This window comes from Pseudomonas sp. fls2-241-R2A-110, from assembly GCF_030209165.1.
Lineage (GTDB): Bacteria > Pseudomonadota > Gammaproteobacteria > Pseudomonadales > Pseudomonadaceae > Aquipseudomonas.
In genome coordinates, this window is the sequence record NZ_JARVSN010000028.1 from 1 (window position 1) to 26,707 (window position 26,707).

Genomic DNA, 26,707 nt, shown 5'->3' on the forward strand with positions numbered 1-26,707 from the left:
TTACTTGGCGCTTCTCCAAGTGACCCGCTGTAAAAGCGGAACCAATAGCCGCCGTTACCCCAAAAACGGATATGTATCCCTGCATCTACCCCTGCATTTGCCTAGCACCACCACCGCCCGCCGGACGCCCGGAGCTGGCGCGTTTCCTGCAAGTCCCCCTTATATCGCCATAAAACGAGCACTTGCAGCGTTGCAGGCAGTCCATACGGCGGCGTTGAGCGTTTTATCCAGAAGGCCTGCAAAAGCTTGATACAGCTTGGCTGAGCCCTGTGACGAACAAGAGAGGGTAGAGGATGAAGGCAGTTATTTTGGCGGGTGGCCTGGGCACGCGAATCAGCGAAGAGTCGCACCTCAAGCCCAAGCCGATGATCGAGATCGGCGGCAAGCCAATTCTCTGGCACATCATGAAGCAGTACTCCGCGCACGGAATCCACGATTTCGTGATCTGCCTTGGCTACAAGGGCTACGCGATCAAGGACTTCTTCGCCAACTACTTCCTGCACACCTCCGACGTCACCTTCGACATGTGCAACAACCGCATGGACGTTCACCAGAACTACAGCGAACCGTGGCGCGTCACGTTGATCGACACCGGCGAAGACACCATGACCGGTGGCCGCCTGCGTCGCGCCTCGCGTTATCTGGAGGGCGAAAAGGCCTTCTGCTTTACCTACGGAGACGGTGTCTCGGACCTCAATATCGGCGCATTGGTGGACTTCCACTTGGCCCACGGCAAACTCGCGACCGTGACCGCCGTGCAACCGCCAGGCCGCTACGGTGCCCTGGAACGCGACGGTGACAGTGTCAAAGGCTTCATCGAAAAACCACGCGGTGACGGTGGCTGGATCAATGGCGGCTTCTTCGTACTGTCGCCCAAGGTGTTGCCGTACATTGGCGACGACCAGACTTCCTGGGAAGCAGAGCCCCTGGCGGCATTGGCCAGTGAAGAACAGCTGCAGGCATTCCAGCACGACGGTTTCTGGCATCCGATGGACACCCTGCGTGACAAGAATCACCTCGAGGCTTTGTGGCAGAGCGGGGAGGCCCCATGGAAGCAATGGGACTGAGTCCGCAATTCTGGCGCGGCAAGCGGGTTCTGGTCACCGGGCACACCGGTTTCAAGGGCAGTTGGTTGACGCTGTGGCTACAAAGCCTGGGAGCCAAGGTCATCGGGTTCGCCCTTGATCCGTCCACCGAACCGAGCCTGTTCGAACTGGCACGGGTGCACGAAGGCATCAACGATCAGCGCGGCGACCTGCGTGACTTGGGTGCGCTGCTTGAAATCATTGCCGACACCGAGCCAGAGATTGTCTTGCACCTGGCGGCCCAGCCGTTGGTGCGTGAAGGTTATCGCGACCCGCTGGGCACTTATTCCAGCAACGTCATGGGCACCCTGAATCTGCTTGAAGCGATTCGTCAGGTCGGCTGCGTGCGTGCCTGCGTGCTGGTGACCACCGACAAGGTCTACGCCAATCAGGAATGGCTGTGGCCGTACCGCGAAGACGAAGCCCTCGGTGGACACGATCCTTACAGCAGCAGCAAAGCCTGCTGCGAATTGTTGGCGCAGTCTTACGCCGCCTCGTTCTTCCCGGCCGAGAAGCATGACGAGCACGGTCTGGCGCTGGCCACGGCGCGCGCCGGTAATGTGCTGGGCGGGGGAGATTTTGCACCCGAGCGGTTGATTCCCGACGTGCTCAAGGCCTGGACCGCCGACGAACCGGTGACCCTGCGTTACCCGCAAGCCGTGCGCCCGTGGCAGCACGCGCTGGAACCGCTGGCCGGTTACCTGCAACTGGCCGCCGGCCTCTATGAACAAGGTCCGGCGTTTGCTGGCGCGTGGAACTTCGGCCCGAGCGACGCGGACATGTGCAGCGTCGGCGAAGTCGTCGAATTGCTCGCCAGCCGCTGGCCGCAAGCCCGTGGTTTGCGCATCGAACCGAGTGATTTGCACGAAGCCGGCCTGCTGCGCCTGGACAGCAGCCGCGCCCGTCAACTGCTGGCGTGGCAGCCGCGCTGGTCGTTGCAGGAGTGCCTGACCCACACGCTCGACTGGCACCTGGCGTGGCAGAACGGCGACGACATGCGCGCCATGACGTTGGGCCAATTGAACCTGTACCGAGGCGCGCTGTGAGCGAGTTTCTATTGCAGCCGTTGCCCCTGGCCGGACTGTTCAGCGTTCAGCACAAACGCTTTGAAGATGAGCGCGGGCACTTCGCGCGGCTGTTCTGCGAAGGCAGCCTGAGTGCGTTCGGCGAGCCGTTTCATATCCGCCAGATCAACCACTCCTGCACCCGCGAGCGCGGCAGTGTGCGCGGTCTGCATTACCAGAATGCCAGTGCGCCGGAAGCCAAGTTGATCACCTGCCTGCGCGGTGAAGTCTGGGACGTGGCGGTGGACTTGCGGCCCGGCTCCGAGACCTTCCTGCATTGGCACGCCGAACACCTGCGCGCCGGCGACGGTCGCAGCCTGCTGATTCCAGCCGGGTTCGCCCACGGTTTCCAGACCCTGACCGACGACGCCGAATTGCTCTACCTGCACAGCGCGGACTACACGCCGGTGCACGAGGGTGGTTTGAGCGTGAACGATCCACGGCTGGCGATTGCCTGGCCGTTGCCTGTCAATAATCTGTCGGCGCGGGATTCCAGCCATCCCTTGCTCGATGACCATTTCGCTGGAGTGCGAGTATGAACTGCCGTGGTTGCGGGACTTCCCTGGCCTTGCCGCTGATTGACCTCGGCACCTCGCCGCCGTCCAACGCCTATGTGCGTGCCGATCAGCTGGAGCAAGCCGAACAATGGGTGCCGCTGAAGGTTGCGGTATGTCAGCAGTGCTGGCTGGTGCAGACCGAGGATTACACCAGCGCCGACAGCCTGTTCGATGCCGAGTATGCGTATTTCAGTTCGTTCTCCAGCACCTGGCTGGCCCACGCCGAGCGCTACGTCGCCGAGATGACCGAGCGCTTCGGCCTGACCGCCGACAGCCGTGTGGTGGAAATCGCCGCCAATGACGGTTACCTGTTGCAGTACGTCGCCGGGCGCGGCATCCCTTGCCTGGGCGTCGAGCCTACCCGCAGCACCGCGCAAGCGGCCCGGGAAAAAGGCCTGCAGATTCGTGAACTGTTCTTTGGCCGTGACAGCGCTGCGCAGTTGGTCAGCGAAGGCTGGTCGGCAGACCTGATGGCCGCCAACAACGTGTTGGCCCACGTCCCGGACATCAACGATTTCCTCGGCGGTTTTGCAACCTTGCTCAAACCGACCGGCGTGGCCACGTTCGAATTTCCGCAGCTGCTGACGCTGATGGCCGGGCAGCAATTCGACACGCTGTATCACGAGCATTATTCCTACCTGTCGCTGACCGCCGTGCAGACCTTATGCGAGCGCAATGGCCTGCAAGTGTTCGACGTCAGTCAGCTGTCGACTCACGGCGGCTCGCTGCGCGTGTTCGTCCAGCGTATCGACGGTATTCGCCGCGAGGTGCAGCCGACGGTTGCTCAACAACTGCAAGCTGAACTCGAAGCCGGCGTGAAAACCCCCGAGTATTACGCGACCCTCGCGCCAGCCGCCGAACGCATCAAGCACGAACTGCTGCGTTTCCTGTTGCAGGCCAAGGCCGACGGCAAGCGGGTGGTCGGTTACGGCGCTGCAGCCAAAGGCAACACCTTGCTCAACTACGCCGGGGTCAAGCCCGACCTGCTGGCGTGGGTGGCCGACGCCAATCCGCACAAGCAGGGCAAGTACTTGCCGGGCAGTCGCATTCCAATCGTGTCGCCGGCACAGATCGATATCGAGAAACCGGACTACGTGCTGGTCCTGCCCTGGAACTTGCTGCACGAAGTCAGTCAGCAACTGGCGCAGGTACGTCAGTGGGACGCTCGCTTCGTGATCGCCGTGCCTGAGTTGACCGTCCTGTGAAAGTGCTTGTAACCGGGGCCACCGGCTTCGTCGGCCGTCATTTGGTCGCGGCCTTGCTCGCCCGTGGCTGCGAAGTCCGGGCGGTGGCGCGCAGCGCCGAGACGGCGGCGTCGATGCCGTGGATCAACGCCGTGGAGTTCATGGCGGCGGACATTCACGCCGACGATCTGGACATCACTGCGCTAACCGCAGGCGTCGATGCCCTGGCGCATCTGGCGTGGCCGGGGTTGCCGAACTATCAGGCGCTGTTCCATTTCGAGCACAACCTGATGGCCGATTACCGGTTCATCAAGAGCGCGGTCGAGGCGGGCGTGTCGCAAGTACTGGTGACCGGAACCTGTTTCGAATACGGCATGCAAAGCGGGCCGCTCAGCGAGCAGGCCACACCGCAGCCGAGCAATCCTTATGGGTTGGCCAAAAACACCCTGCGGCTGTTTCTGGAAAATTTGCAGCGGGTCCAGCCGTTCACCCTGCAATGGGCGCGGCTGTTCTACCTGCACGGCGAGGGCCAGAACCCCAACAGTCTGCTGGCAGCACTGGACCGGGCAATCGATGCCGGCGACGACACGTTCAACATGTCGGCCGGTGAGCAGTTGCGCGATTACCTGGCCATCGACATCGCCGCCGATTACCTGGCGGCAATCCTGCAACAGCGGGAATTCAATGGGCTGATCAATTGTTCCAGCGGCCAGCCGGTGTCTGTGCGGGCGCTGGTCGAGCAGCGATTGCGCGCACGTGGCGCATCGATCCGTTTGAACCTCGGTCATTACCCTTACCCGACCCACGAACCGATGGCGTTCTGGGGCGTGGCGGACCGTTTGCAACAGCTGCTGGGAGGCAATCATGAAGCATGAGTTGTATCGGGTCGCTGACCTGCCGGTGCTGCAAAACCGCACCTTCGTCGACGCGGATTCGGCCCGGGCCTCTGCCAGCGCCGACATGGTCCTGGTGCAGGATGAACTGAGCGGGTTGATCTTCAACCAGGCCTTCGATGCCGACAAGCTCAGCTACGACGCCGACTACCAGAATGAGCAAGCGCATTCGGGGCAGTTCCAGAAGCACTTGAGCGATGTGGAAGGGATCATTGCCCGCCATTTCAAGGGCCAGGAACTGATCGAGGTCGGCTGCGGCAAAGGCTACTTTCTCGAACTGTTGAAGGGCCTGGGCTACGCCATCACCGGCATCGACCCGGCTTACGAAGGCAGCAACGCCGACGTGATCAAGGCGCCGTTCACCCGTGGCCTCGGTCTGGCGGCGGACGCCATCGTGCTGCGTCATGTGCTGGAACATATCCAGGACCCAGTGAGTTTTCTCGCCGAGATGGCCGAGGCCAATCAGGGCGGGCAGATCTACATCGAAGTGCCATGCTTCGACTGGATCCTGGAGCATCGCGCCTGGTTCGACCTGTTCTATGAGCACGTCAATTATTTCCGTCTCGATGACCTGCGCCGGATGTTCGGCACGGTGCACGAGGCCGGTCACCTGTTCGGTGGCCAATACCTGTACATCGTGGCAGACCTGTCGACCTTGCGCCTGACCCCGGAGCAACCGGTACCGCGCCTTGAATTGCCACAGGGTTTCACCAGCAGCCTTGAGCGCGCGGTGCAGATTATCCAGGACGCCCCCGAGCAAGGTTCGGCGATCTGGGGTGCCTCGTCCAAAGGCGTGATCTATTCGCTGTTCCTGCAACGGGCCGGTGTGGCGGTGGATCGCGTGGTGGACATCAACCCGGCCAAACAGGGGCGGTATCTGCCCTTGAGCGGCGTGCGGGTATCCTCGCCGCAAGAGGCCATGGATGCGTTGCCCGAAGGCGCCAACCTGTTTGTGATGAACTCCAACTACCTCGAAGAAATCAAGCGGATGACCGGTGGACGTTATGTCTATCACGCCGTCGACAGCGCTTCGTTCCAGTGACTATTGAGATTAGAAAAATGACCGACAACACCATCAATAAAGCCTTCGAAGCCGAGTGCCAGGCAGAAATCGCGCGTCAGGGCGACGACCAGAAACTGACCGGTCTGGCCCGGGATTTCTTCAACGAATCGGCCAAACACAAGTACAGCTACCACTTCTCGTGGATGGGCCGTCCGATCATCCAGCTGCCGCAAGACATGATGGCGATGCAAGAGATCATCTGGCAGGTCAAGCCAGACCTGGTGATCGAATGCGGCATCGCCCACGGCGGTTCGATCATCTACTACGCGTCCTTGCTGGAGCTGCAAGGCCACGGTGAAGTGCTGGGCATCGACCTCGATATTCGCCCGCACAATCGCGAAGCCATCGAAAGCCACCCGATGAGCAAGCGCATCAAAATGATCGAAGGTTCGAGCATCGACCCGGCGATCGCTGCCCAGGTTCGTGCTGCGGCCGAAGGCAAGAAAGTCATTCTGGTGCTCGACTCCAACCACACCCACGACCACGTGCTGGAAGAGCTGCGCCTGTACGCGCCACTGGTGTCGGTGGACAGCTACTGCGTGGTGATGGACACCGTGGTCGAAGACATGCCGGCCGATTTCTTCCCGGACCGTCCATGGGGCCCGGGCGACAACCCGAAAACCGCGGTGTGGAAATACCTTGAAGAGAACAAGGATTTCGAGATTGACCAGCAGATGCAAAACAAGCTGCTGCTCACCGTTGCACCGGACGGCTACCTGCGTCGCGTTCGTTAATTTCGGCACATCATTAAAGTGTTAGTCAGGCGTTTCGCCGGCAGTGGGAGAAGTTATGCAAGGCAAGTCCGTTTCTGAGCACATGTTGCCGTTGAATGAGTTGCTGACGGTGGTGTTGATTTCCCACAACCGTCCGGCTTTTTTGCGCCGGGCAATGAAGTATTACGGTGACTTGCCTTGCAAAGTACTGGTGCTCGACTCCGCCACTGAACCTTTCAAGGGCGAACTGCCTGACGTCGAATACCGGCATGTGCCGCAATACGCCTACAGTGGCTTCCAGGCCAAAATCGCCTATGGCGTGGAGCAAGTGACCACCCCGTACATGGTGTTGGCGGCCGACGATGACTTCATCGTGCACGATGCGCTGGCCGAGTCGGTGGACTTCCTGCAAGCGAACCGCGACTACGGCATGTGCCACGGCTATTGCCTGATGTACCTGACCTTCGCCAATAGCGTGAGCTACTACCGGCGCGACAAGAAGGTGTGCGAGGACTATTCCTCCGAGCGACCTCAGGATCGGGTCGTCGAGTACATGCACCAATACCTGCCGCCGTTTTACGCGGTAACCCGTACTTCGCTGATGAAATCCTGGTATTCGCTGTTGCCGCCGGGCACCAGTTTCCAATGGCAGGAGATCGGTCACGTCTACTACATGCTGGCGTGCGCCAAGGCGCGGATCCTGCCCACCCCTTATGTGGTGCGTGAGATCAACTACGGCAACTCCGAGCACAACACCGAGGTGTATCACTCGCTGACGTATACCGACGCCAAATCGGTGGCCGAGCGTGACGCCTTTGCTGAATTCCTGGCCTCGTTGCCCACCGGGATCAAGGGGCTCGATCCGGTACAGGCCAAAGCCTTCGTCATGGAAAGTTTCGACGCCATGATCGACAGCCTGCAAACCGGACGTGCCCTGACCGCGGAGTTGGTTTTCCAGTCCATCTGGAACAACACCCTCAAGGCTCCCGATCGTCTTTTCGGGCCAAAACAGTACGTCGAAATGCCGTTCTACAATCAGGCGTTCTTCGACAAGTTGACCCAGTTCGAATTCATGCTTCATGCGATGCCGGCCGGTCGCCTTCAGCTCGAACAGCTTGAGGGCGTGTGGACTCGCCAGGAACACTTGCTGAGCCCGCGTAACAACGATACGTCGGAAAGCGTGGTCGACCGTTTGTGGCAGGCCTACGACGCCAATGCGTTCAACCGTACGGTGGTCAAGCGCCTGGTGGCGCAACTGGAGCTGCTGGGCGAGGACGAAGAAGCTGAATCGATGCGCGACTGGGTCGCACGCCTTGATGCGTTGTCGGTTGTGGATCATCACTCGACGTTTGAAAACATGCGTTCGGGTCGCCTGCTCAAGTGGCTGGAGGCCCGGTCGCCCGATGCCGAACAGGCTGAGGCAATTGCCCGACACTTGGCAGAGAATGGTGGGGGGCCACACTTCGGCATCCTTTTGCTGGACCTGGATAACGATGTCGAGAAATTGCAGGTCACCCTCGACAGCTTGCTTGAAGGCCACTGCAAGGCCTTCAAAGTTGTGGTCTTCACCACCGGCGAAGCGCTCGCCGCAACCACGGCACAGAACACCCTGCACTTTGTCCGTGTGACGCCAGGCAACGTTGTCGAAAAGCTGAATCAGAGCGCCCGTCAGTCGCCATGTGACTGGCTGCTGCTGGCCGAGGCCGGCGATGAGTTCACCCCGGGTGGTCTGTTGCGTGCCAGCCTGGAGCTGTTGTCCGCCAGTGACATCCGCGCGGTAGCGACCGATGAAATCCAGCGTACCGACAACGGCGCACTGGTGGATGTGTTCCGCCCGGGCTTCAACCTGGACCTGCTGCAAAGCCTGCCCGCCTTGATGGCGCGGCATTGGCTGATCCGCCGCGATGTGTTGATCGAGGCGGGTGGTTACCAGCCCGATTTCAGAAAGGCCCTGGAATTCGATTTGCTGCTGCGCATCATCGAGGCGGGCGGCCTGAGCGGTCTGGCGCACCTCGACGAGCCATTGCTGATCGCGCAGGCGCCGGTACTGGAAGAGAACGCCGACGAACGCCTCGCGCTGCTGCGTCATCTGGGCAACCGTGGCTACAAGGCCAAGATCACCTCGGCGACCCCCGGCACTTATCAGGTCGACTACCGTCACACCGAGCGTCCACTGGTCTCGATCATCGTTCCTGCAGGGGATGACCTGGCCCTGCTGCAACAGTGCGTGCAAGGCGTGTTGCTGCGTACCCGCTACACGCGCTACGAAGTGCTGATTGCGGCGAATCCGACCCAGTCGGCCGAGGTCAACGATTGGCTGGGCACGCTACAGAACGCCAAGGTGCGCGTCCTGTATGCAGACCAGACGCTGAGCAACGTGGCGTTGTACAACGCCGCGAGTCAGCAAGCGCAGGGTGAATACCTGGTGCTGCTGGATGCAGACGGTGAAGTGGTCAATCCGAACTGGATCGAGTCGCTGCTCAACCATGCCCAGCGTCCGGAAGTGGGGATTGTCGGTGCCACGCTTGTCGATCGTGAAGGCAAGGTCACGCAAGCCGGTCTGATTCTGGGGATGCGTGACGGAGTCGGTTCAGCGTTTATCGGCGACCGTTATGACGCCAGCAACAGCTACCTGCAGCGCTTGGCACTGGATCAGAACTATTCGGCGGTGTCGCAGGCTTGCCTGATGGTGCGCAAAGAATTGTTCGAGGCCTTGGGTGGCCTGGATGACCAGACATTCGCCGAAGGGTTGAGCGACGTCGATCTGTGCCTCAAGGCCGGGCAGGCGGGTTATCTCACCGTGTGGACGCCGCGGGTTCAGGTGATTCATCCGGGCGTGGTGTCGCAGGCTCCCGAGGTGCTCGACGCCCTGCGGGAAAAATGGGCCTCGGCCTTTGCACAGGACCAGGCCTACAACGCCAATCTGGCGTTGACCGGCAAGGGTTTTGCCCTGGGTGAAAGCGCTCCGATCAACTGGGCACAGTTGCTCGCATAAACCTGGCTGACAGGCACAAGGACTCAAGGCATGTTCAACGGCAAATCGATTTTCATCTCCGGCGGCACCGGCTCGTTCGGGCGCAATTTCATCCGTCGCTTGCTGGAGCAATACCAGCCCAAGCGCGTGGTGGTGTTTTCTCGTGATGAGCTCAAGCAGTACGAGATGCAGCAGACGTTCAACGCCCCGTGCATGCGCTATTTCCTGGGCGATGTGCGCGATGCCGAGCGTTTGCGCCAGGCCATGCGTGGCATCGATTACGTGGTGCATGCGGCGGCCTTGAAGCAAGTGCCGGCCGCCGAGTACAACCCGACCGAATGCATTCGGACCAACGTCAACGGCGCGGAAAACATCATCGCCGCCGCCATCGACAATGGCGTCAAACTTGTCGTCGCGCTGTCCACCGACAAGGCGGCCAGCCCGATCAACCTGTATGGCGCGACCAAGCTGCTGTCGGACAAACTGTTCGTGGCCGCCAACAACATTGCCGGCGAGCAGCAAACCCGTTTTGCCGTGGTGCGCTACGGCAACGTCGCCGGTTCGCGGGGCTCGGTGGTGCCGTTTTTCAGCAAGCTGATCAACGAAGGCGCCACCGAACTGCCGATCACGGACGAGCGCATGACGCGCTTCTGGATCACCCTCGATCACGGCGTGCAATTTGTGCTCGACAGCTTTGCGCGGATGCACGGTGGTGAAGTGTTCGTGCCGAAGATCCCGTCGATCCGCATTGTTGATCTGGCGCTGGGCATGGCCGAGCACTTGCCGCACAAGCATGTCGGGATTCGTCCGGGGGAGAAGCTCCATGAGTTGATGGTGCCGCTGGACGATGCACGGATGACCCTGGAATTCGCCGATCACTACACGATTCAGCCGTCGATCCGCTTCACCAGCGTTGACGTGGATTTTGCCGTGGACAAGCTGGGCGAGCAGGGCAAGCCAGTGAGTGAAGACTTCGAGTACCGCTCCGACACCAACCCGCGGTTCCTGTCGGTCGGGCAGATCGCCGATCTGCACGCGGACTTGTCGGCATGATTCCCTACGGTCGGCAGAGTCTCGATCAGGCCGATGTCGACGCGGTCGTCGCCGTCTTGCAGTCCGACTGGCTGACCCAGGGACCGACGATCGAGCGCTTCGAACAGGCCTTGGCTGAACGTTGCCAAGCCGATTTCGCCGTGGCGGTGTGTAACGCAACGGCGGCATTGCACATTGCTTGCCTGGCGGCCGGGCTCGGGCCGGGTGATCGTTTATGGACAACGCCCAATACCTTTCTGGCCTCGGCCAATTGCGGTCGTTACTGCGGCGCCGAGGTCGACTTCGTCGACATCGATCCGCTGACCTGGAACCTTGACGCCTACGCCCTCAAAGCCAAGCTGGAAGCGGCGGAGGACGCTGGCACGCTGCCTAAAGTGCTGGTGGCGGTGGCGTTCTCCGGGCAGAGCTGCGACATGCGGATGATCGCCGGACTGGCCGAGCGTTATGGTTTTACGGTGATTGAGGATGCCTCCCACGCGGTCGGCGCCTCCTATGCCGGGCGCCCGGTGGGCTGTGGCGATTTTGCGGCGATGACAGTGTTCAGCTTTCATCCGGTGAAAATCATCACCAGCGGCGAAGGTGGCATGGTTCTGACCAATCGTCGGGACTTGGCCGAGCGCCTGCAACGCTTGCGCAGCCACGGCATGACCCGCGATCCGGCGCAAATGACCGAGTCCAGCCATGGTCCCTGGTATTACCAGCAGATTGAGCTGGGCTTCAATTATCGGATCACCGACCTGCAGGCTGCCCTCGGGTTGTCTCAGTTGAACAAACTGGATGACTTCATCGAACGCCGCCGTGAGCTGGCGGCACGGTATGACCGTTTGCTTACGTACTTGCCGCTGACCTTGCCCAGTCCTCAGCCTGAAGCCGAGTCGGCGTGGCATCTGTATGTGGTGCGCTTGCAGCTTGATCGCATCAGCCTTGGTCATCGACAGGTGTTCGAAGGGTTGCGGGCTGCCGGGGTCGGTGTGAATCTGCATTACATTCCGGTGCATTTGCAGCCTTACTACCGTGACCTGGGGTTTGCTGAAGGTGATTTTCCGCAAGCTGAGCGTTACTACCAAGAAGCCATCAGCCTGCCGCTGTTTCCGTTGCTCAGCGACGAGCAGCAGGACTACGTGGTCGAACAACTGCGGCGGCTGACTGAATAATTACGGCCAGTAGGTCAGGCGCGGTCCCCCAGGCGCTGTGCTTCAAATGAGAGAAAACGATGCGTGAACTGAGCGAGCAGGAAAAATTCTGGCAGGGCGACTTCGGTAACCAATACGTTGATCGCAACGTCGGGCAGCCATTGGTGGCGGCGAACCTGGCACTGTTTGCCAAGGCGCTGACCCGCGCCGGGCGAATTGAAAGCCTGGTGGAACTGGGCACCAACGCCGGCAACAATTTGCAGGCGCTGCATCACCTGTTGCCCCGGTGCGAACTGTTCGGTGTGGAGATCAATGCCAGCGCCTGTGCCCAGGCCCAGGCGCTGGACATCGCGCAGATCTGGCACGGTTCGCTGTTTGATTTCCCCCGCGAGCGCAGCTTTGACCTGACCCTGAGCAAAGGCGTGCTGATCCATCTGGCGCCGGAGTTGCTGCCGGCGGCCTATGCGCAGTTGTATGAACTGAGCCAGCGTTACATCCTGATCGCCGAGTACTACAACCCGGCACCGGTCGAAGTGTCCTATCGCGGTAACAGCGGCAAGTTGTTCAAACGTGATTTTGCCGGTGAAATGCTTGATCGTTACGATGATCTGCAACTGCTGGACTACGGTTTCGGTTACCACCGCGACCCGCAATTCCCGGTGGACGACATCACTTGGTTCCTGTTGGAAAAACGCCCTTGAACAACGTTGCAATCATCCCGGCTCGCGGTGGCAGCAAACGCATACCGCGCAAGAACCTCAAGCCGTTCGACGGCGTGCCGATGATTGCCCGTTCGATTCAAACTGCCCTTGATTGCGGGTTGTTCGCCCAGGTGGTGGTCAGTACCGACGATGAAGAAATCGCCGAGCTGGCTCGAGCCCGTGGTGCGAAAGTGCCGTTTATGCGGCCAGCGGCATTGGCGGATGATTTCACCGGTACGGCGGCAGTGATTGCACATGCGCTGGAGGAACTGCATCGGCAGGGGCAGGATTTTGATTTCGCCTGTTGTATCTATGCCACGGCGCCGCTGCTGCAAACCCGATTTTTACAGCAGGGCTTAAACCTGCTGGAGCAGCATCCGGATAAATCCTTCGCCTTTTCGGTCTGCGATTTCGGCTTTCCGGTGCAGCGCGCCCTGACCGTTGACAGTCAGGGCGCGTTGACCGCGTTGTACCCGCAATTCAGTCAAACCCGCTCTCAGGACCTGCCGCCGGCCTATCAGGACGCCGGGCAGTTTTACTGGGGCCGCAGCAGTGCCTGGCGCCAGGGCGAGGTGTTGTATTCACCGCAAAGTCTGCCGGTGATCCTGCCGCGTTACCTGGTGCAGGACATCGATACCCTCGAAGACTGGAAGCGCGCCGAATACCTTTACGCGGCGCTGAAGGCAGGAGGGGAGTTGCAATGAGAGTTCTGATCCGAGCCGACGCCTCGCCGACCATCGGCAGCGGTCACATTGCCCGCTGCCTGACGCTGGCCAGGGTGCTGCGCCGACAGGGCGCATACGTCGCGTTTGCCAGCCGCCAGTTGCCGGGTCATCGGCTCACCAGCCTCGCCGCCGAGGGTTTCGAAACCTTCGCGTTGCCGGATCGCTATCCCGACGAAGACCCGCAACAGCCAATCGAGGCCATGTTGCCGTGGCAGGCGGACATCGCTGCACTCGCGCAAGCGCTGGAACACGCTGCGGGCTTCGACTGGATCATCGTCGACCACTACGGTCTCGACCATCTCTGGCAGACCGCTGCCCGGCGCTGGGCGCCACGGATCGCGGCGGTGGATGATCTGGCGACGCGCACCTATAGCATCGATTTGCTGCTGAACCAGAATCTGTCGGGTACGCCTGAGGCTTATGCCGGACTGCTTGCCGCCGATTGCCGGACCTTGCTCGGTCCACGCTTCGCGATGCTGCGTGATGAGTTCTGCTGCCCGGCGATCGCCATCAAACCCCGGGCCAAGCGTGTGCTGGTTAATTTCGGCGGCTTTGATGCGGCGCGACAAACCCATCACGCGATGCTGGCGCTGGCGGATTTCAATGATTTGGACGTCGACTTCGTCGCTGGTGCCGACAACCCGGCCTGGGACGAAATGCAGGCACTGGCGGCGGATCGTCCCAACTGGCGCTTGCACAGTTTTGTCAGCGACTTCTATCGGCTGATGACAGAGGCCGACCTGTTTGTCGGCGCCGGTGGCGGCACCAGTTGGGAGCGGGCGGCCTTGGGGTTGCCGACGATTTGTATTGCGGTGTCGAATAATCAGCAGGCCAACGGCGAGGTCATGGCGAGTTCTGGCGCTCATGTGTTTCTTGGGGCGCGTGAGCAGGTCAGTGTCGAACAACTGCGCCAGGCCGTCGGTTTTGTCGTGGGCAATCGGGGTTTGCGTCAGAGCATGGCTGAACGTTCCCGGCAGTTGGTCGATGGCCGTGGCGCGCAGCGCGTAGCGGCAGCGTTGGCTGGCGCGGTGTTGCAGGTCCGCCGTGCGACCGCCCACGATGCGCAGTTGTTGTTTGAAGGGCGCAATGCCGAGGCGGTACGCCGCTGGTCGCTGGAGACGGGCGTGATTGAATGGTCGGCGCATCAGAATTGGCTGACCGCCAGTTTGAGCAATCCGCAGCGCTTGCTGTTGATCGCCGAGGCCGACGACGGACCGGTGGGTGTGTTGCGTTATGACCTGCGCGGGTTTGAAGCCGAAGTCTCGATTTACCTGTTCGAAGATCGCATCGGCCTGGGGTGGGGCAGGGCGCTGCTGGCCCGGGGCGAGGCGTTCGTGACCGCTCATTGGCCCCAACTGACCGCCATCACTGCGCATGTGTTGCCGGCCAACCAGCCGTCGTTGCAGGTATTTCGCGACGCCGGTTTCTCTCAGCAAGCTTGCGCGTTCACCCGCGTTTTAAAGGATCAAGGCAATGACTAGCTTCAAGATTGGCGAGCGCGTGATCGGTGCCGATGCGCCGCCGTTCATCATTGCCGAGATGAGTGGCAACCATAACCAGTCGCTGGACGTGGCGCTGCAAATCGTCGAAGCCGCCGCCAAGGCCGGTGCCCACGCCTTGAAGCTGCAAACCTACACCGCCGAGACCATGACCCTGGACTTGTCCGAGGGCGAGTTCTTCATCAAGGACCCCAACAGCCTCTGGGCCGGTTCTTCGTTGTATGCCCTTTACGAGAAGGCCCACACGCCGTGGGAGTGGCACGCACCGATTTTCGCCCGCGCCAGGGAACTGGGCATGCTGGCGTTCTCCACGCCGTTCGATGACAGCGCAGTGGACTTCCTCGAAAGCCTCGACGTGCCGGCCTACAAGATCGCCAGTTTCGAAAATACCGACTTGCCATTGATTCGACGGGTCGCCGCCACCGGCAAACCGTTGATCATCTCCACCGGCATGGCCAGCATCGCCGAGCTGGATGAAACCGTGCGCGCCGCCCGTGAGGCCGGGTGCAAGGACCTGGTGCTGCTCAAGTGCACCAGCACGTACCCGGCGACGCCCGCCAACAGCAATGTGCGCACGATTCCACACCTGCGCGAATTGTTTGGCTGCGAGGTTGGGCTGTCCGATCACTCCATGGGGGTGGGCGTGTCCGTGGCGGCGGTGGCGCTGGGCGCAACGGTGGTAGAGAAGCATTTCACCCTGGATCGCGCCGCCGGTGGCGTGGACGCCAGTTTCTCGCTGGAGCCGGCTGAACTCGAAAGCCTGGTGATCGAGACCGAGCGGGCCTGGCAGGCCATGGGCCAGGTGCATTACGGCGTGACCGACGCGGAGCGCAAGTCCCTGGTGTACCGGCGCTCGCTGTATGTCACCCAGGACATGGCTGCCGGAGAGCCCTTCACGACCGCGAACCTGCGTGCCATCCGCCCGGGGCTGGGCTTGCCTCCCAAACACGCTGAAACCCTTCTGGGTCGCCGTGCCCGCCATGCCATCAAGCGCGGAACGCCGCTGGACTGGTCGTTGGTCGAATAACGTCTTATCGGCCTGATTCGGCAAAATAGAGTGACCTGCGAGTCATAACGCGCATCTTCACTGTATTGTATAAATCGGGAAGGTGGCGCCCGGCCTGTTTTCAGCCCGGTGATAGCCTTTTATTCTTCCCGCTGTCGCCTCTGCAGGGCGACGTTTTTCTCTGTTTGTCGGCGCCCCTCGAATCATTACGAGCGGTGGTATTGGGCTGTTTATTATTGGGAAGCCGTAATGATTGGCATAAAAAGCATTGCGAGCTACGTTCCTGTAGCCGGCGTGGACAATTACGCACAAGGTGCAAAATTCGAAAAGGATGAAGAATTCATCCTGGGCAAAATCGGTTCGGCTTTCCTGCCGCGCAAAGACGCCGGGCAGGAAACCTCCGACCTGTGTGTCGAAGCAGCCAATGCGCTGTTTGCCAACAATCCTGATCTGAAACGCGACGCCATCGACGTGCTGATCGTCGTCACCCAGAACGGCGACGAAGAAGGCCTGCCGCACACCGCTGCCATCGTTCAGGACAAGCTCGGTCTGCCGACCACTGTTGCCGCGTTCGATATTTCCCTGGGTTGTTCCGGCTACGTCTATGGCATCTACGCGATCAAGGGCTTCATGGAAGCCGCCGGCTTGAAAAATGGCCTGCTGATCACTGCCGATCCGTACTCCAAGATCGTCGATCCGGAAGACCGCAATACCACCATGCTCTTTGGCGACGCTGCCACCGCGACCTGGATGGGTGAAAACGCTCCATGGCAGTTGGGCAAAGCCAAGTTCGGCACCGACGGTTCCGGCGCGCCGCACCTGAAGGTGACCGATGGCGTGTTTTTCATGAACGGTCGCCAGGTGTTCAACTTTGCGTTGCTCAAAGTCCCGGCGCACTTGCACGAGTTGCTGGCCGACTCGCAACTGACGGCTGCCGATATCGATGCTTTCTGCATCCATCAAGGCAGTGCGGCGATTGTCGATGCGGTGGCGCGACGCTTTGAAGGCGATCCTGAGAAATTCATCAAGGACATGGTCGAGACTGGCAACACGGTGTCGTCGAGCATTCCTTTGCTACTTGAGAAGCACGTCCTGGATTCCGACTGGAAGCGGGTTGCACTGAGTGGTTTTGGTGTAGGGCTGTCGTGGGGCTCGGCGATTATCTATCGTCCTTGATCCACCACCCACCAATACAAAAAATAGCGTTCAAGGTGTACATTTTGAACGCTATTTTTTTGCCTGCGAAAACAGTGAGGCAGCATGAGCGAAAGCTTTGACGACAATGCTCGGGTGATAGAACGGCGCTGGCCGATGCTTTACGCCAGGCTGATGCTGGAAGACAGTACGGCGATCCAGGCTGAATTGTCCGAAGGGTTGGGGTCGACGCTGAGCATCGATGGCATTCAACTCACCAGTCGTCATGATCGCGTCCACGAAGCCCGGGTGCAGGCGGCCAGCCTGCCGACCGGCAAGCCACAGTTGCATGTCTACGGCACGGGGCTGGGCGATTTGCCGACGGTCCTGCTGGAGCGCAACGAGCTTGAGCGGCTGTACGTGCATATCCTCAACGGTGCCCTGTTTGCCTTGGTGCTGCAGTTGCTTGATCAGCGCCAATGGCTCGACGATCCTCGGATAGAGCTGCTGTATGCCGGTGATCAAGCGGATATCTACACGCCATTTTTTGCACTGCCTTCGGAGATGGTGCTGGCGGATGACTTCAATGCAAAGATTCGCGATCGCCTGGTCAGCGAAGTCCACCTGAGTTTCAATAATCGCGAATTCGATCCGCAATCCCCGATTATTCTCCAGCGCTTGCAGGACAGTCTCGACGTGCTACTCGCCGACGACGACGTTGCTCAGTTGTTCAATACGTGCGCCGGCCAGGAAGTCTATGTGATCGCCACCGGGCCAAGCCTTGAAAGCCATTTCGAGCAACTGGCGGCGATACGTGAGCAGGCGCAACGGCCTTTTTTCATTTGCGTCGATACCGCCTACCGACCGTTGCGAGAGCACGGGATCAAGCCTGATCTGGTCGTGAGCATTGACCAGCGCATCAGCTTTCGGCACTTGCCCTTCGAGGACTCCGACGGCATTCCGCTGGTGTACCTGCCGATGAGCGATCCTGAAGTGTTGAAAGCGTGGAAGGGCAAGCGCTATGGCGGTTACTCTGCCAGTCCGATCTACGCCACCTTGCGTCGCCAGCACGCCAGGGCGGAACTGTATGTAGGCGGCAGCGTGATTCATCCGGCCGTGGACCTGGCCGTCAAAATGGGCGCCGGGTGTATTACGTTGTTTGGTGCCGACTTTGCCTTTCCGATGAACAAGACGCATGCCGGCTGGCGCGACGGGGATTTGGGGCCCGGGGTGAATCTGGCCCGGCACTGGGTGCGCGACGGGTATGGCGAAAGGGTCCGCACGCAGCTGAATTTCCGCAGCTACCTGTGCGAGCTGGAGCGATACATCGCCGGGCACCCCAAGGTACGTTTCCTTAACAGCAGTCGGGCGGGCGCGATGATTGCCGGCACACAGTTCAATCCGGAGTTCGTGCAGTGAGCGCGCTTTCGCAATGCATCAACGAATGCCGTCAATGTGCAGGGTTATTTCGCCTGGGCCGGGATGTCGAAGCGGCGTTGACCATGGTTGATCTGTTCGACGAGGCTCAGCGGCTTTTGCTTGCGGCGCCCCAGGATGTGCAACTGAAGTGGACGCAGGTGCTCACGCAAATGCTGGCCTGTCAGGAGCGTCAGGATTGGCTCGGGCTTGCTGATTTCATGGAGTACGAATTGGTGGATTTGCTGGACAGCGTTCAGGTTTAAAAACGGGGCGGACAGCTCTGGTTGGGATGTTTGGGTGTCGGACAGTTTTATGGCGTCATTTTTCGGTTGGTTAGGGGCGGCTAAGCCCTTGTTTTTTAGGCGATGGCAGTGTGATGGCAATTTTTTTTTAAAAAGCCCTCAAGCAACCTGCAATCCCGACGATAACTATTACGAAGGTTCTCTAGGCCATACCCGGCGGTTGCCAGGGCCGGAAGCCGCAGTACCCAACCAACGAGGAATTCGTCATGGCTTTAACAGTAAACACCAACACCACGTCGTTGAACGTTCAGAAAAACCTGAACCGTGCCGCCGACGCTCTGTCGACTTCGATGTCTCGTCTTTCTTCCGGCCTGAAAATCAACAGCGCTAAAGACGATGCTGCTGGCCTGCAGATCTCCAACCGTATGTCCAGCCAGATTCGCGGCCAGAACGTTGCGGTAAAAAACGCCAACGACGGTATCTCGATGGCTCAGACCGCTGAAGGCGCTCTGCAAGAATCGACCAACATTCTGCAACGTATGCGTGAACTGGCTGTACAAGCACGTAACGGCACCAACGGTACTGCTGACCAGACCGCAACCAACGCTGAATTCGGTCAGATGTCTGACGAATTGACTCGTATCGCGGCTTCGACCAACCTGAACGGCAAGCAACTGCTGGACGGTTCGGCTGGCACCATGACCCTGCAAGTGGGTTCCAACACCGGTTCTGCAAACCACATCGACCTGGTTCTGAGCTCCAAGTTCGACGCCGTCAGCCTGTCCGTAGGTAGCGGTACTGTTGTTCTGACCGGTGCTACCAGCGCTGCTGCCGCTTCGAACATCGACAACGCGATCACCGCGATCGACGCTGCAATCGCTGCCATCGGTGCAACCCGTGCAAACCTGGGTGCTTCGCAAAACCGTCTGACCAGCACCATCTCCAACCTGCAAAACATCACTGAAAACGTTACTGCTGCACAAGGTCGCGTACAAGATACCGACTTCGCCGCAGAAACCGCTAACCTGACCAAACAGCAAACTCTGCAACAAGCTTCCACCGCTGTTCTGGCCCAGGCTAACCAGCTGCCATCCGCTGTACTGAAACTGCTTCAGTAATATCGGATTGAGTTTTAGCGGGGGGGTGCGCTTGCGTGCTCTCTCGCTTTTTCCGTTTAAGAGGTGATGGTCATGGACATGAGCGTTAAGCTGAACTTGTCTTACCCAGCCGTGAAGTCGGCGGTCAGCACTACTGATAAGCCGGCCGAAAAGCCTAGCGCTGAAAGCACCCAGCCTGTTGCTGCAACGGGTAAAAGCTCAGATTCGGACAACTCGGATAAGTTGAAAATGGCCGTTCAGGAGATCGAAAAGTTCGTTCAGTCGGTCAAGCGTAACCTGGAGTTTTCCATCGATGAGTCGACGGGCAAGGTCATCGTGAAGGTGATTGCCAGCGAATCCGGTGAAGTCATCCGACAGATTCCATCCGCCGAAGCCATGAAACTGGCTGAAAGCCTGCACAACGCCAGAAACGTATTGTTCGATGCCAAAGCCTGACACTGGCATGAAACGTGTTTGTACGATCATTGACCGCGGCTAGTGGTCAATAGACCGGCAGCACATAGACAAGGAGATGCACATGGCAAGTCCAATTCTACCGGGTTCGGGCCTAGGCTCCGGTCTCGACATCGGTGCGATCGTGACCGCGCTGGTCAACTCCGACAAATCGGCCAAGCAGACGCTGATCACCAAACAGACGTCCATCAACACGGCCAAGATTTCTGCTACCGGCTCGTTGAAATCGGCTCTCGCAGCGTTCCAGACGGCCATGACCAACCTCGGTAAGAAAGACGCGCCTGCGTTTTCCGGTTTTACCGCGACGTCGGGTACGCCGACCACGTTGACCGTCACGTCTGATAACACCGCGGTAAATGGTAGCTATAGCGTTGTAGTGAACAACCTGGCGACCGGCTCCAAAGTGGCAAGCGCGGCGTTTGCCGGCGGTGCCAGCAGTGCCATTCCGACTGGTACGTTGAAAATCAGTCAAAATGGTATTGATTACCCGGTGACCATCGCGAGCGGCGCGACGTTGCAGTCGACCCGTGACGCGATCAACACCACGCTTCAAGGCAAAGGCATCAGCGCCAACATCGTGACCGACGGCAATGGTTCGCGATTGGTCATTGGTTCGACGGTGACAGGCGCGGGCTCCGATCTTACGGTCAGCGGTATTGCCGGGCTGGAAATCGACGGAACCAATAGCCTGGGGACCACTCCTGCTGCAGGCGCTTCTGGCAACATTGGTGGCTTGGCTTCGGATGCGTCGGTCACAATCGATGGCCTTACCGTCACCAGTAAAAGCAACACGATCAGCCAGGCGGTGGGTGGCATCAACATGACCTTGCTGGCGAAAAGTGCCACGCCGGTTACGGTCACCGTCGGCACTAACACCGATGGCCTGAAGACCTCGCTGCAGTCGTTCGTCGATGCCTATAACAACGTCATCAACACCCTGACCGCTCTGACCAAGCCAAGTCTGGACGACTCAGGCAAGCCGACCATCGGCGCGGCAATGACCGGTGACTCGTTGCCGCGGAACTTGATCACTGCTGTGCGCAATGAGCTGGTAGCGCCTGGAGCGGGCGGTCAGTTGTCGGTACTGTCGCAGTTGGGTATTCAGACCGATCAGAAGACCGGTACGCTGACCATCGACCCAACCAAGTACGCCAAGGCTATGGCAACCCCCGGGATGAGCAGTTCGGTACAGAACCTGTTCACGGGTACTGACACAAAAAATGGCCTGTTGACGCGTATGTCGGCAGCGATCACGCCTTACTCCCAGACTGGCGGGATTCTGGATCAGCGAAGCAGCAACCTGGGCAAGGTCCAGAAGGATCTGAGCAGCCAGCAGACGGCGCTGGATATACGCGTGACCAACCTCACCGCATCCCTGACGGCCAAGTACAACGCGATGGATCTGTTGGTCGGCCAGATGAAGGCCACTGCCAGCAACATCACCGGCTTCTTCCAGACGTTGAACGCTCAGCAGTCCAGCAGGTAGATATGGGCTGACGACAAAAACCCGGCTACGCTTTTCGGCGTGTGCCGGGTTTTTGTCTTCTGGTCTAAAGTTTTCAGTCTCGAAGACGATACACTGATCATACGAGTCATTGAGTGGCAGTGAGGTAGAACATGAATCCGAGGTTAGCCCTTCGGCAATATCAGAAGGTCGGGGCTCAGGCCCAGACGTCAGAAGCCAGTCCGCATCGCTTGGTGCAAATGCTGATGGAGGGTGGTCTGGATCGCATCGCTCAGGCCAAAGGCGCGATGGAGCGCAATGACATTCCCGGCAAGGGTGTGTCTATCAGCAAGGCCATCGGGATCATTGGTGGCTTGCGTGAAGGCCTGGATCTTGAAAAGGCTGCGGAAACTGTCGGCGAGCTCGACCGCCTCTACGCTTACATGATGAAGCGCCTCGCCGAGGCGAACATCAAGAGCGACCCGCTTATTCTCGACGAAGTCGCAGGTTTGCTGCGCACGGTCAAAGAAGGCTGGGACGCCATCGCCGCGCCAGGTCCGCAGTTTTAAGGAGATCATCATGAGTCTTGTATTGCAGCGAATCGAACACACCCGTGAAGCGTTGGTCGGAGCATTGGCCGAGCGCAACTGGGAAGCTATCGGTCAATTGGACCTTGATTGCCGTTCCTGCATGGAAGACGTCTTGAATGAAGACTCGCTGGACGAGGTGGCGTTGCGTGCCAACCTGGAGGAGTTGCTGGGGGTCTACAAGGAACTTCTCGAGGTGGCGATGGGGGAGAGGCAGGCGATTGTCGACGAGATGTCCCAGATCCACCAAGCACAGAACGCAGCAAAGGTTTACCATCTGTTTGGTTAATCCGCAGTTAATCCAAACATAGTGCGCCATAAATTTGACTGTGCACGGTTTTTTGACTTAACTAGTGGCTGGTTCCAGATTTCAGGCGTCTACAGGCATAACGTGTCTGCAAGCGTCTAGCTTGCCCCCTCATTTCGGGCATTGAGTTGACTAGGGAAGTTGCTATTGCATGTGGCGTGAAACCAAAATTCTGCTGATTGATGACGATAGCGTCCGTCGCCGCGACCTGGCGGTGATTTTAAATTTTCTCGGTGAAGAAAATTTACCCTGCGGGAGCCATGACTGGCAGCAGGCGGTCGGCTCTTTGTCATCAAGTCGTGAAGTGATCTGTGTCCTTATCGGGACGGTCAATGCTCCTGGCGCACTTCCGGGCCTGTTAAAGACACTCGCAACCTGGGATGAGTTCCTTCCGGTTTTGCTGATGGGCGATAATTCTTCCGTTGAATTGCCGGAAGACCAGCGTCGCCGAGTGCTTTCGACCCTCGAAATGCCACCCAGCTACAGCAAATTGCTCGACTCACTGCACCGTGCCCAGGTCTATCGCGAGATGTATGACCAGGCCCGCGAGCGCGGTCGTCATCGCGAACCCAATCTTTTCCGTAGCCTTGTCGGCACCAGTCGGGCGATTCAACACGTCCGTCAGATGATGCAGCAAGTGGCCGATACCGACGCCAGCGTGCTGATCCTTGGCGAGTCCGGGACCGGCAAGGAAGTGGTTGCGCGTAACCTGCACTATCACTCCAAGCGTCGCGATGCGCCGTTCGTGCCGGTCAACTGCGGGGCGATTCCGGCCGAGTTGCTGGAAAGCGAACTGTTCGGTCACGAGAAGGGTGCCTTCACCGGCGCAATCACCAGCCGCGCCGGGCGTTTCGAACTGGCCAATGGTGGCACCCTGTTCCTCGACGAAATCGGCGACATGCCGCTGCCGATGCAGGTCAAGTTGCTGCGCGTGTTGCAGGAGCGCACCTTCGAACGCGTGGGCAGTAACAAGACTCAGAGCGTCGACGTGCGCATCATCGCGGCGACCCACAAGAATCTCGAAAGCATGATCGAGATCGGCACCTTCCGCGAAGACTTGTACTATCGCCTGAACGTGTTCCCGATCGAGATGGCGCCCCTGCGCGAACGTGTCGAAGACATACCGCTGCTGATGAACGAATTGATCTCGCGCATGGAGCACGAGAAGCGCGGTTCCATCCGTTTCAACTCGGCGGCGATCATGTCGCTGTGTCGCCACGGCTGGCCGGGCAACGTTCGCGAACTGGCCAACCTGGTGGAACGCATGGCGATCATGCATCCGTACGGGGTGATCGGCGTGGTCGAGTTGCCGAAGAAATTCCGTTACGTCGATGACGAAGACGAACAGATGGTCGACAGCCTGCGCAGCGATCTTGAAGAGCGGGTGGCCATCAATGGTCACACCCCGGACTTCACCGCTAACGCCATGCTGCCACCTGAAGGCCTGGACCTGAAAGACTACCTCGGTGGTCTGGAGCAGGGTCTGATTCAGCAGGCGCTGGATGATGCCAACGGTATCGTCGCCCGTGCCGCTGAACGCCTGCGCATTCGCCGCACCACGCTGGTGGAGAAGATGCGCAAGTACGGCATGAGCCGTCGCGATGGAGATGAACAGGCGGATGATTGACGCCTGTTTTTCAAGTCGTTCATTTATGGGCGGTTTTTTTTAGGCACGGGTATTGCTACATCCCTCGCAACGTTCCGTTTAACTGACGGTCAGCCAAGCGAGAGAGCACGATGCCCCAAGCCGCCCAGATGTCTCCTGTCCCTGACACTTCGGGGCAACCGTCGTCCGTAGAGCAGGCAAGCCGGCTTGGCCTTGAGCAGGCGTTTGCGCTGTTCAGCCAGATGTCGAGCCAGTTGACCGATTCCTACAGCATGCTTGAAGCCCGGGTCACCGAGCTCAAGGGTGAGCTGGCGGTGGTCAGTGCCCAGCGCATGCAGGAGCTGGCGGAAAAAGAACGCCTGGCCAATCGCCTGCAAAACCTCCTCGATCTGTTGCCCGGCGGCGTTATCGTCATCGACGCCCAAGGCATCGTGCGCGAAGCCAACCCGGCGGCATGCGAACTGCTCGGTCTGCCCCTCGAAGGCGAACTCTGGCGCCATGTCATTGCCCGCTGCTTTGCACCTCGCGAAGACGACGGTCACGAAATCTCTCTCAAGGACGGTCGGCGTCTGTCGATTGCCACCCGCTCGCTGGATGCCGAGCCGGGTCAGTTGGTGTTGCTCAACGACCTGACTGAAACCCGTCAACTGCAAGGCCAGCTGGCTCGCCATGAGCGCCTGTCGTCTCTCGGCCGGATGGTCGCTTCCTTGGCTCATCAGATTCGTACGCCGTTGTCGGCCGCTTTGCTCTATGCCAGTCACTTGACCGAGCAGGAACTGCCGGTGGCCACGCAGCAGCGATTTGCCGGACGCTTGAAAGAGCGTTTGCATGAGCTCGAACATCAGGTGCGCGACATGCTGGTGTTCGCTCGCGGCGAGTTGCCGCTGACAGATCGCGTCACGCCCAAGGTGTTGATGCAGTCGCTGCAATCGGCGGCGCTGACCCATGTTCAGGAGTTACCGATCCGTTGGCAGTGCGACAGTCATGCCGGCGAATTGCTATGCAATCGCGACACCCTGATCGGGGCGATCCTCAACCTGATCGAGAACGCGATTCAGGCCAGTGCCGGCAATGTGCGTCTGAAGGTTCATCTCTATACGCGTGAAAACACCCTGCGCGTATGCGTCAGTGACAGCGGCAGTGGTATCGAGGCAAGTGTCCTGGCGCGTCTGGGCGAGCCGTTTTTTACCACCAAGACCACCGGCACAGGCCTGGGGTTGACCGTGGTCAAAGCGGTGGCCCGCGCTCATCAAGGAGAATTGCAATTGCGTTCGCGGCCAGGTCGCGGCACGTGTGCGCAGGTCATCCTGCCGCTTTTTTCGGGTGAACAAACCAGCGTTCAGGGAGCCGAGTGAAGGACATGGCAATCAAGGTTTTACTGGTCGAGGACGACCGCGCGCTACGCGAAGCGCTGGCCGATACGCTGCTGCTCGCGGGGCACGATTACACGGCGGTCGGTTCGGCCGAAGAGGCGCTGGCGACGGTGGCTGTCGAGGCGTTCAACCTGGTCATCAGCGACGTCAATATGCCGGGCATGGACGGGCATCAATTGCTCGGCTTGCTGCGAGCGCGACAGCCACAGTTGCCGGTGTTGCTGATGACCGCTCACGGCGCTGTCGAGCGTGCGGTCGATGCGATGCGTCAAGGTGCGGCGGATTATCTGGTCAAGCCGTTCGAGCCCAAGGCCTTGCTCGATCTGGTGGCGCGACACGCGCTGGGTAATCTCGGTGCGGGCGAAAGCGAAGGGCCGATTGCGTTCGAGCCTGCCAGTGCGCAACTGCTGGAATTGGCGGCGCGGGTCGCGCGCAGTGACTCTACCGTGTTGATCTCTGGCGAGTCCGGTACCGGCAAAGAGGTGCTGGCGCGCTATATCCACCAGCATTCCCATCGCGCCACTCAGCCATTCATTGCGATCAATTGCGCCGCGATCCCGGACAACATGCTCGAAGCCACGTTGTTCGGTCATGAAAAAGGTTCGTTCACCGGCGCCATAGCGGCGCAGGCTGGCAAATTCGAACAGGCCGATGGCGGCACCATCCTGCTCGACGAAATTTCTGAGATGCCCCTCGGCCTGCAGGCCAAGTTGCTGCGCGTCTTGCAAGAGCGCGAAGTCGAGCGTGTCGGCGCGCGCAAACCGATCACCCTGGATATTCGGGTCGTGGCCACCACCAACCGCGACCTGGCCGGTGAAGTGGCGGCGGGACGGTTTCGTGAAGACCTTTATTATCGGCTGTCGGTGTTCCCGCTGGCCTGGCGTCCGTTGCGCGAGCGTACCGCCGACATCCTGCCGTTGGCCGAGCGCCTGCTGGCCAAACACGTCAATAAAATGAAGCATGCGGCGGCAACACTCTCGCCCGAAGCGCGAGCGTGCCTGATTGCTTATCGGTGGCCGGGCAATGTGCGTGAGCTGGATAACGCTATCCAGCGCGCGCTGATTCTGCAGCAGGGCGGTTTGATCCAGCCGCAGGATTTTTGCCTGTCCGGGCCGGTGGCCTGCGCGCCGTTGCCGGTGTTGGCGGCGGTACCCGTGCGCGCAGTCGAGGTTGAAGCCGAGTCGGGCGGAGCGCTGGGCGATGACCTGCGACGTCGTGAATTTCAGATGATCATCGACACCTTGCGTGCTGAGCGTGGTCGTCGCAAGGAAGCGGCCGAGCGGCTGGGCATCAGCCCGCGCACCTTGCGCTACAAGTTGGCGCAGATGCGCGACGCCGGAATGGACGTCGAAGCCTACTTGTTCGCCACCTGAT

At 59.8% G+C, this 26,707-nt stretch carries 25 protein-coding genes; all 25 read left to right on the forward strand.

Annotation, left to right across the window (positions count from 1 at the left end; all coding sequences use genetic code 11):
• Window positions 1–293 precede the first annotated feature (293 nt).
• The 25 genes from rfbF to fleR all read left to right on the forward strand — a co-directional run bounded on the left by rfbF (window position 294) and on the right by fleR (window position 26,706).
• Window positions 294–1,067 carry a glucose-1-phosphate cytidylyltransferase gene (gene rfbF, locus QRN31_RS22980; RefSeq protein ID WP_285434735.1) on the forward strand — a complete coding sequence of 258 codons (774 nt, stop codon included), beginning with the start codon at window positions 294–296 and terminating at the stop codon, window positions 1,065–1,067.
• Entirely contained in the window at window positions 1,049–2,131 is a 1,083-nt protein-coding gene (rfbG, locus tag QRN31_RS22985; protein WP_285434737.1) for a CDP-glucose 4,6-dehydratase, read from the forward strand. Before rfbF ends, rfbG begins: the two co-directional genes overlap by 19 nt.
• Window positions 2,128–2,688, forward strand: a complete 561-nt coding sequence (locus QRN31_RS22990) for a dTDP-4-dehydrorhamnose 3,5-epimerase family protein (protein ID WP_090181495.1) — start codon at window positions 2,128–2,130, stop codon at window positions 2,686–2,688. Before rfbG ends, QRN31_RS22990 begins: the two co-directional genes overlap by 4 nt.
• Window positions 2,685–3,911, forward strand: a complete 1,227-nt coding sequence (locus QRN31_RS22995; RefSeq protein ID WP_285434739.1) for a class I SAM-dependent methyltransferase — start codon at window positions 2,685–2,687, stop codon at window positions 3,909–3,911. The genes QRN31_RS22990 and QRN31_RS22995 overlap by 4 nt, the downstream gene beginning before the upstream one ends.
• Window positions 3,908–4,765 carry an NAD-dependent epimerase/dehydratase family protein gene (locus QRN31_RS23000; protein WP_285434741.1) on the forward strand — a complete coding sequence of 286 codons (858 nt, stop codon included), beginning with the start codon at window positions 3,908–3,910 and terminating at the stop codon, window positions 4,763–4,765. Before QRN31_RS22995 ends, QRN31_RS23000 begins: the two co-directional genes overlap by 4 nt.
• Window positions 4,755–5,825 (forward strand): class I SAM-dependent methyltransferase, encoded by a 1,071-nt coding sequence (locus tag QRN31_RS23005; protein WP_285434743.1) that lies wholly within the window; start codon window positions 4,755–4,757, stop codon window positions 5,823–5,825. Before QRN31_RS23000 ends, QRN31_RS23005 begins: the two co-directional genes overlap by 11 nt.
• 17 nt (window positions 5,826–5,842) lie before the next feature.
• On the forward strand, window positions 5,843–6,580 hold the full coding sequence (locus tag QRN31_RS23010) for a cephalosporin hydroxylase family protein (protein ID WP_090181503.1): 738 nt from the start codon (window positions 5,843–5,845) through the stop codon (window positions 6,578–6,580).
• Between the two features lie 55 nt (window positions 6,581–6,635).
• The gene (locus tag QRN31_RS23015; protein ID WP_285434744.1) at window positions 6,636–9,554 is read left to right on the forward strand and encodes a TIGR00180 family glycosyltransferase; all 2,919 of its coding nucleotides are present in this window, start codon (window positions 6,636–6,638) and stop codon (window positions 9,552–9,554) included.
• Window positions 9,555–9,584: 30 nt separating this feature from the next.
• Window positions 9,585–10,586, forward strand: coding sequence for a UDP-N-acetylglucosamine 4,6-dehydratase (inverting) (gene pseB / locus QRN31_RS23020; protein WP_285434745.1), 1,002 nt, complete (start codon window positions 9,585–9,587; stop codon window positions 10,584–10,586).
• A complete protein-coding gene (gene pseC / locus QRN31_RS23025) occupies window positions 10,583–11,740 on the forward strand; it encodes a UDP-4-amino-4,6-dideoxy-N-acetyl-beta-L-altrosamine transaminase (protein ID WP_285434747.1) in 1,158 nt (385 codons plus the stop codon). Before pseB ends, pseC begins: the two co-directional genes overlap by 4 nt.
• Before the next feature lie 59 nt (window positions 11,741–11,799).
• Window positions 11,800–12,420, forward strand: a complete 621-nt coding sequence (locus tag QRN31_RS23030; RefSeq protein WP_090181512.1) for a pseudaminic acid biosynthesis-associated methylase — start codon at window positions 11,800–11,802, stop codon at window positions 12,418–12,420.
• A complete protein-coding gene (gene pseF / locus QRN31_RS23035; protein ID WP_285434749.1) occupies window positions 12,417–13,124 on the forward strand; it encodes a pseudaminic acid cytidylyltransferase in 708 nt (235 codons plus the stop codon). The genes QRN31_RS23030 and pseF overlap by 4 nt, the downstream gene beginning before the upstream one ends.
• Window positions 13,121–14,626 (forward strand): UDP-2,4-diacetamido-2,4,6-trideoxy-beta-L-altropyranose hydrolase, encoded by a 1,506-nt coding sequence (gene pseG / locus QRN31_RS23040; protein ID WP_285434751.1) that lies wholly within the window; start codon window positions 13,121–13,123, stop codon window positions 14,624–14,626. Before pseF ends, pseG begins: the two co-directional genes overlap by 4 nt.
• Complete coding sequence (gene pseI / locus QRN31_RS23045; RefSeq protein WP_285434753.1) at window positions 14,619–15,671, forward strand: pseudaminic acid synthase; 1,053 nt, start codon at window positions 14,619–14,621, stop codon at window positions 15,669–15,671. The genes pseG and pseI overlap by 8 nt, the downstream gene beginning before the upstream one ends.
• Before the next feature lie 228 nt (window positions 15,672–15,899).
• The gene (locus QRN31_RS23050) at window positions 15,900–16,826 is read left to right on the forward strand and encodes a ketoacyl-ACP synthase III (protein WP_285434754.1); all 927 of its coding nucleotides are present in this window, start codon (window positions 15,900–15,902) and stop codon (window positions 16,824–16,826) included.
• Between the two features lie 84 nt (window positions 16,827–16,910).
• The gene (locus QRN31_RS23055; RefSeq protein WP_285434755.1) at window positions 16,911–18,203 is read left to right on the forward strand and encodes a motility associated factor glycosyltransferase family protein; all 1,293 of its coding nucleotides are present in this window, start codon (window positions 16,911–16,913) and stop codon (window positions 18,201–18,203) included.
• Complete coding sequence (locus QRN31_RS23060) at window positions 18,200–18,466, forward strand: hypothetical protein (protein WP_285434757.1); 267 nt, start codon at window positions 18,200–18,202, stop codon at window positions 18,464–18,466. The genes QRN31_RS23055 and QRN31_RS23060 overlap by 4 nt, the downstream gene beginning before the upstream one ends.
• Window positions 18,467–18,711: 245 nt before the next feature.
• On the forward strand, window positions 18,712–19,563 hold the full coding sequence (locus tag QRN31_RS23065; RefSeq protein ID WP_090181524.1) for a flagellin domain-containing protein: 852 nt from the start codon (window positions 18,712–18,714) through the stop codon (window positions 19,561–19,563).
• Window positions 19,564–19,635: 72 nt separating this feature from the next.
• On the forward strand, window positions 19,636–19,998 hold the full coding sequence (locus tag QRN31_RS23070) for a flagellar protein FlaG (RefSeq protein ID WP_222585231.1): 363 nt from the start codon (window positions 19,636–19,638) through the stop codon (window positions 19,996–19,998).
• Window positions 19,999–20,080: 82 nt separating this feature from the next.
• Window positions 20,081–21,502 carry a flagellar filament capping protein FliD gene (fliD, locus tag QRN31_RS23075; RefSeq protein WP_285434759.1) on the forward strand — a complete coding sequence of 474 codons (1,422 nt, stop codon included), beginning with the start codon at window positions 20,081–20,083 and terminating at the stop codon, window positions 21,500–21,502.
• A 131-nt stretch (window positions 21,503–21,633) separates the two neighbouring features.
• A complete protein-coding gene (gene fliS, locus QRN31_RS23080; RefSeq protein ID WP_285434761.1) occupies window positions 21,634–22,029 on the forward strand; it encodes a flagellar export chaperone FliS in 396 nt (131 codons plus the stop codon).
• Window positions 22,030–22,039: 10 nt separating this feature from the next.
• The gene (gene fliT / locus QRN31_RS23085; protein ID WP_259151135.1) at window positions 22,040–22,336 is read left to right on the forward strand and encodes a flagellar protein FliT; all 297 of its coding nucleotides are present in this window, start codon (window positions 22,040–22,042) and stop codon (window positions 22,334–22,336) included.
• Window positions 22,337–22,505: 169 nt separating this feature from the next.
• Window positions 22,506–23,981 carry a sigma-54 dependent transcriptional regulator gene (locus QRN31_RS23090; RefSeq protein WP_090181532.1) on the forward strand — a complete coding sequence of 492 codons (1,476 nt, stop codon included), beginning with the start codon at window positions 22,506–22,508 and terminating at the stop codon, window positions 23,979–23,981.
• Window positions 23,982–24,109: 128 nt separating this feature from the next.
• Window positions 24,110–25,315 (forward strand): sensor histidine kinase, encoded by a 1,206-nt coding sequence (locus tag QRN31_RS23095; protein WP_285434762.1) that lies wholly within the window; start codon window positions 24,110–24,112, stop codon window positions 25,313–25,315.
• Window positions 25,316–25,320: 5 nt separating this feature from the next.
• On the forward strand, window positions 25,321–26,706 hold the full coding sequence (gene fleR, locus QRN31_RS23100; protein ID WP_285434763.1) for a sigma-54-dependent response regulator transcription factor FleR: 1,386 nt from the start codon (window positions 25,321–25,323) through the stop codon (window positions 26,704–26,706).
• Window position 26,707: the final 1 nt, after the last annotated feature.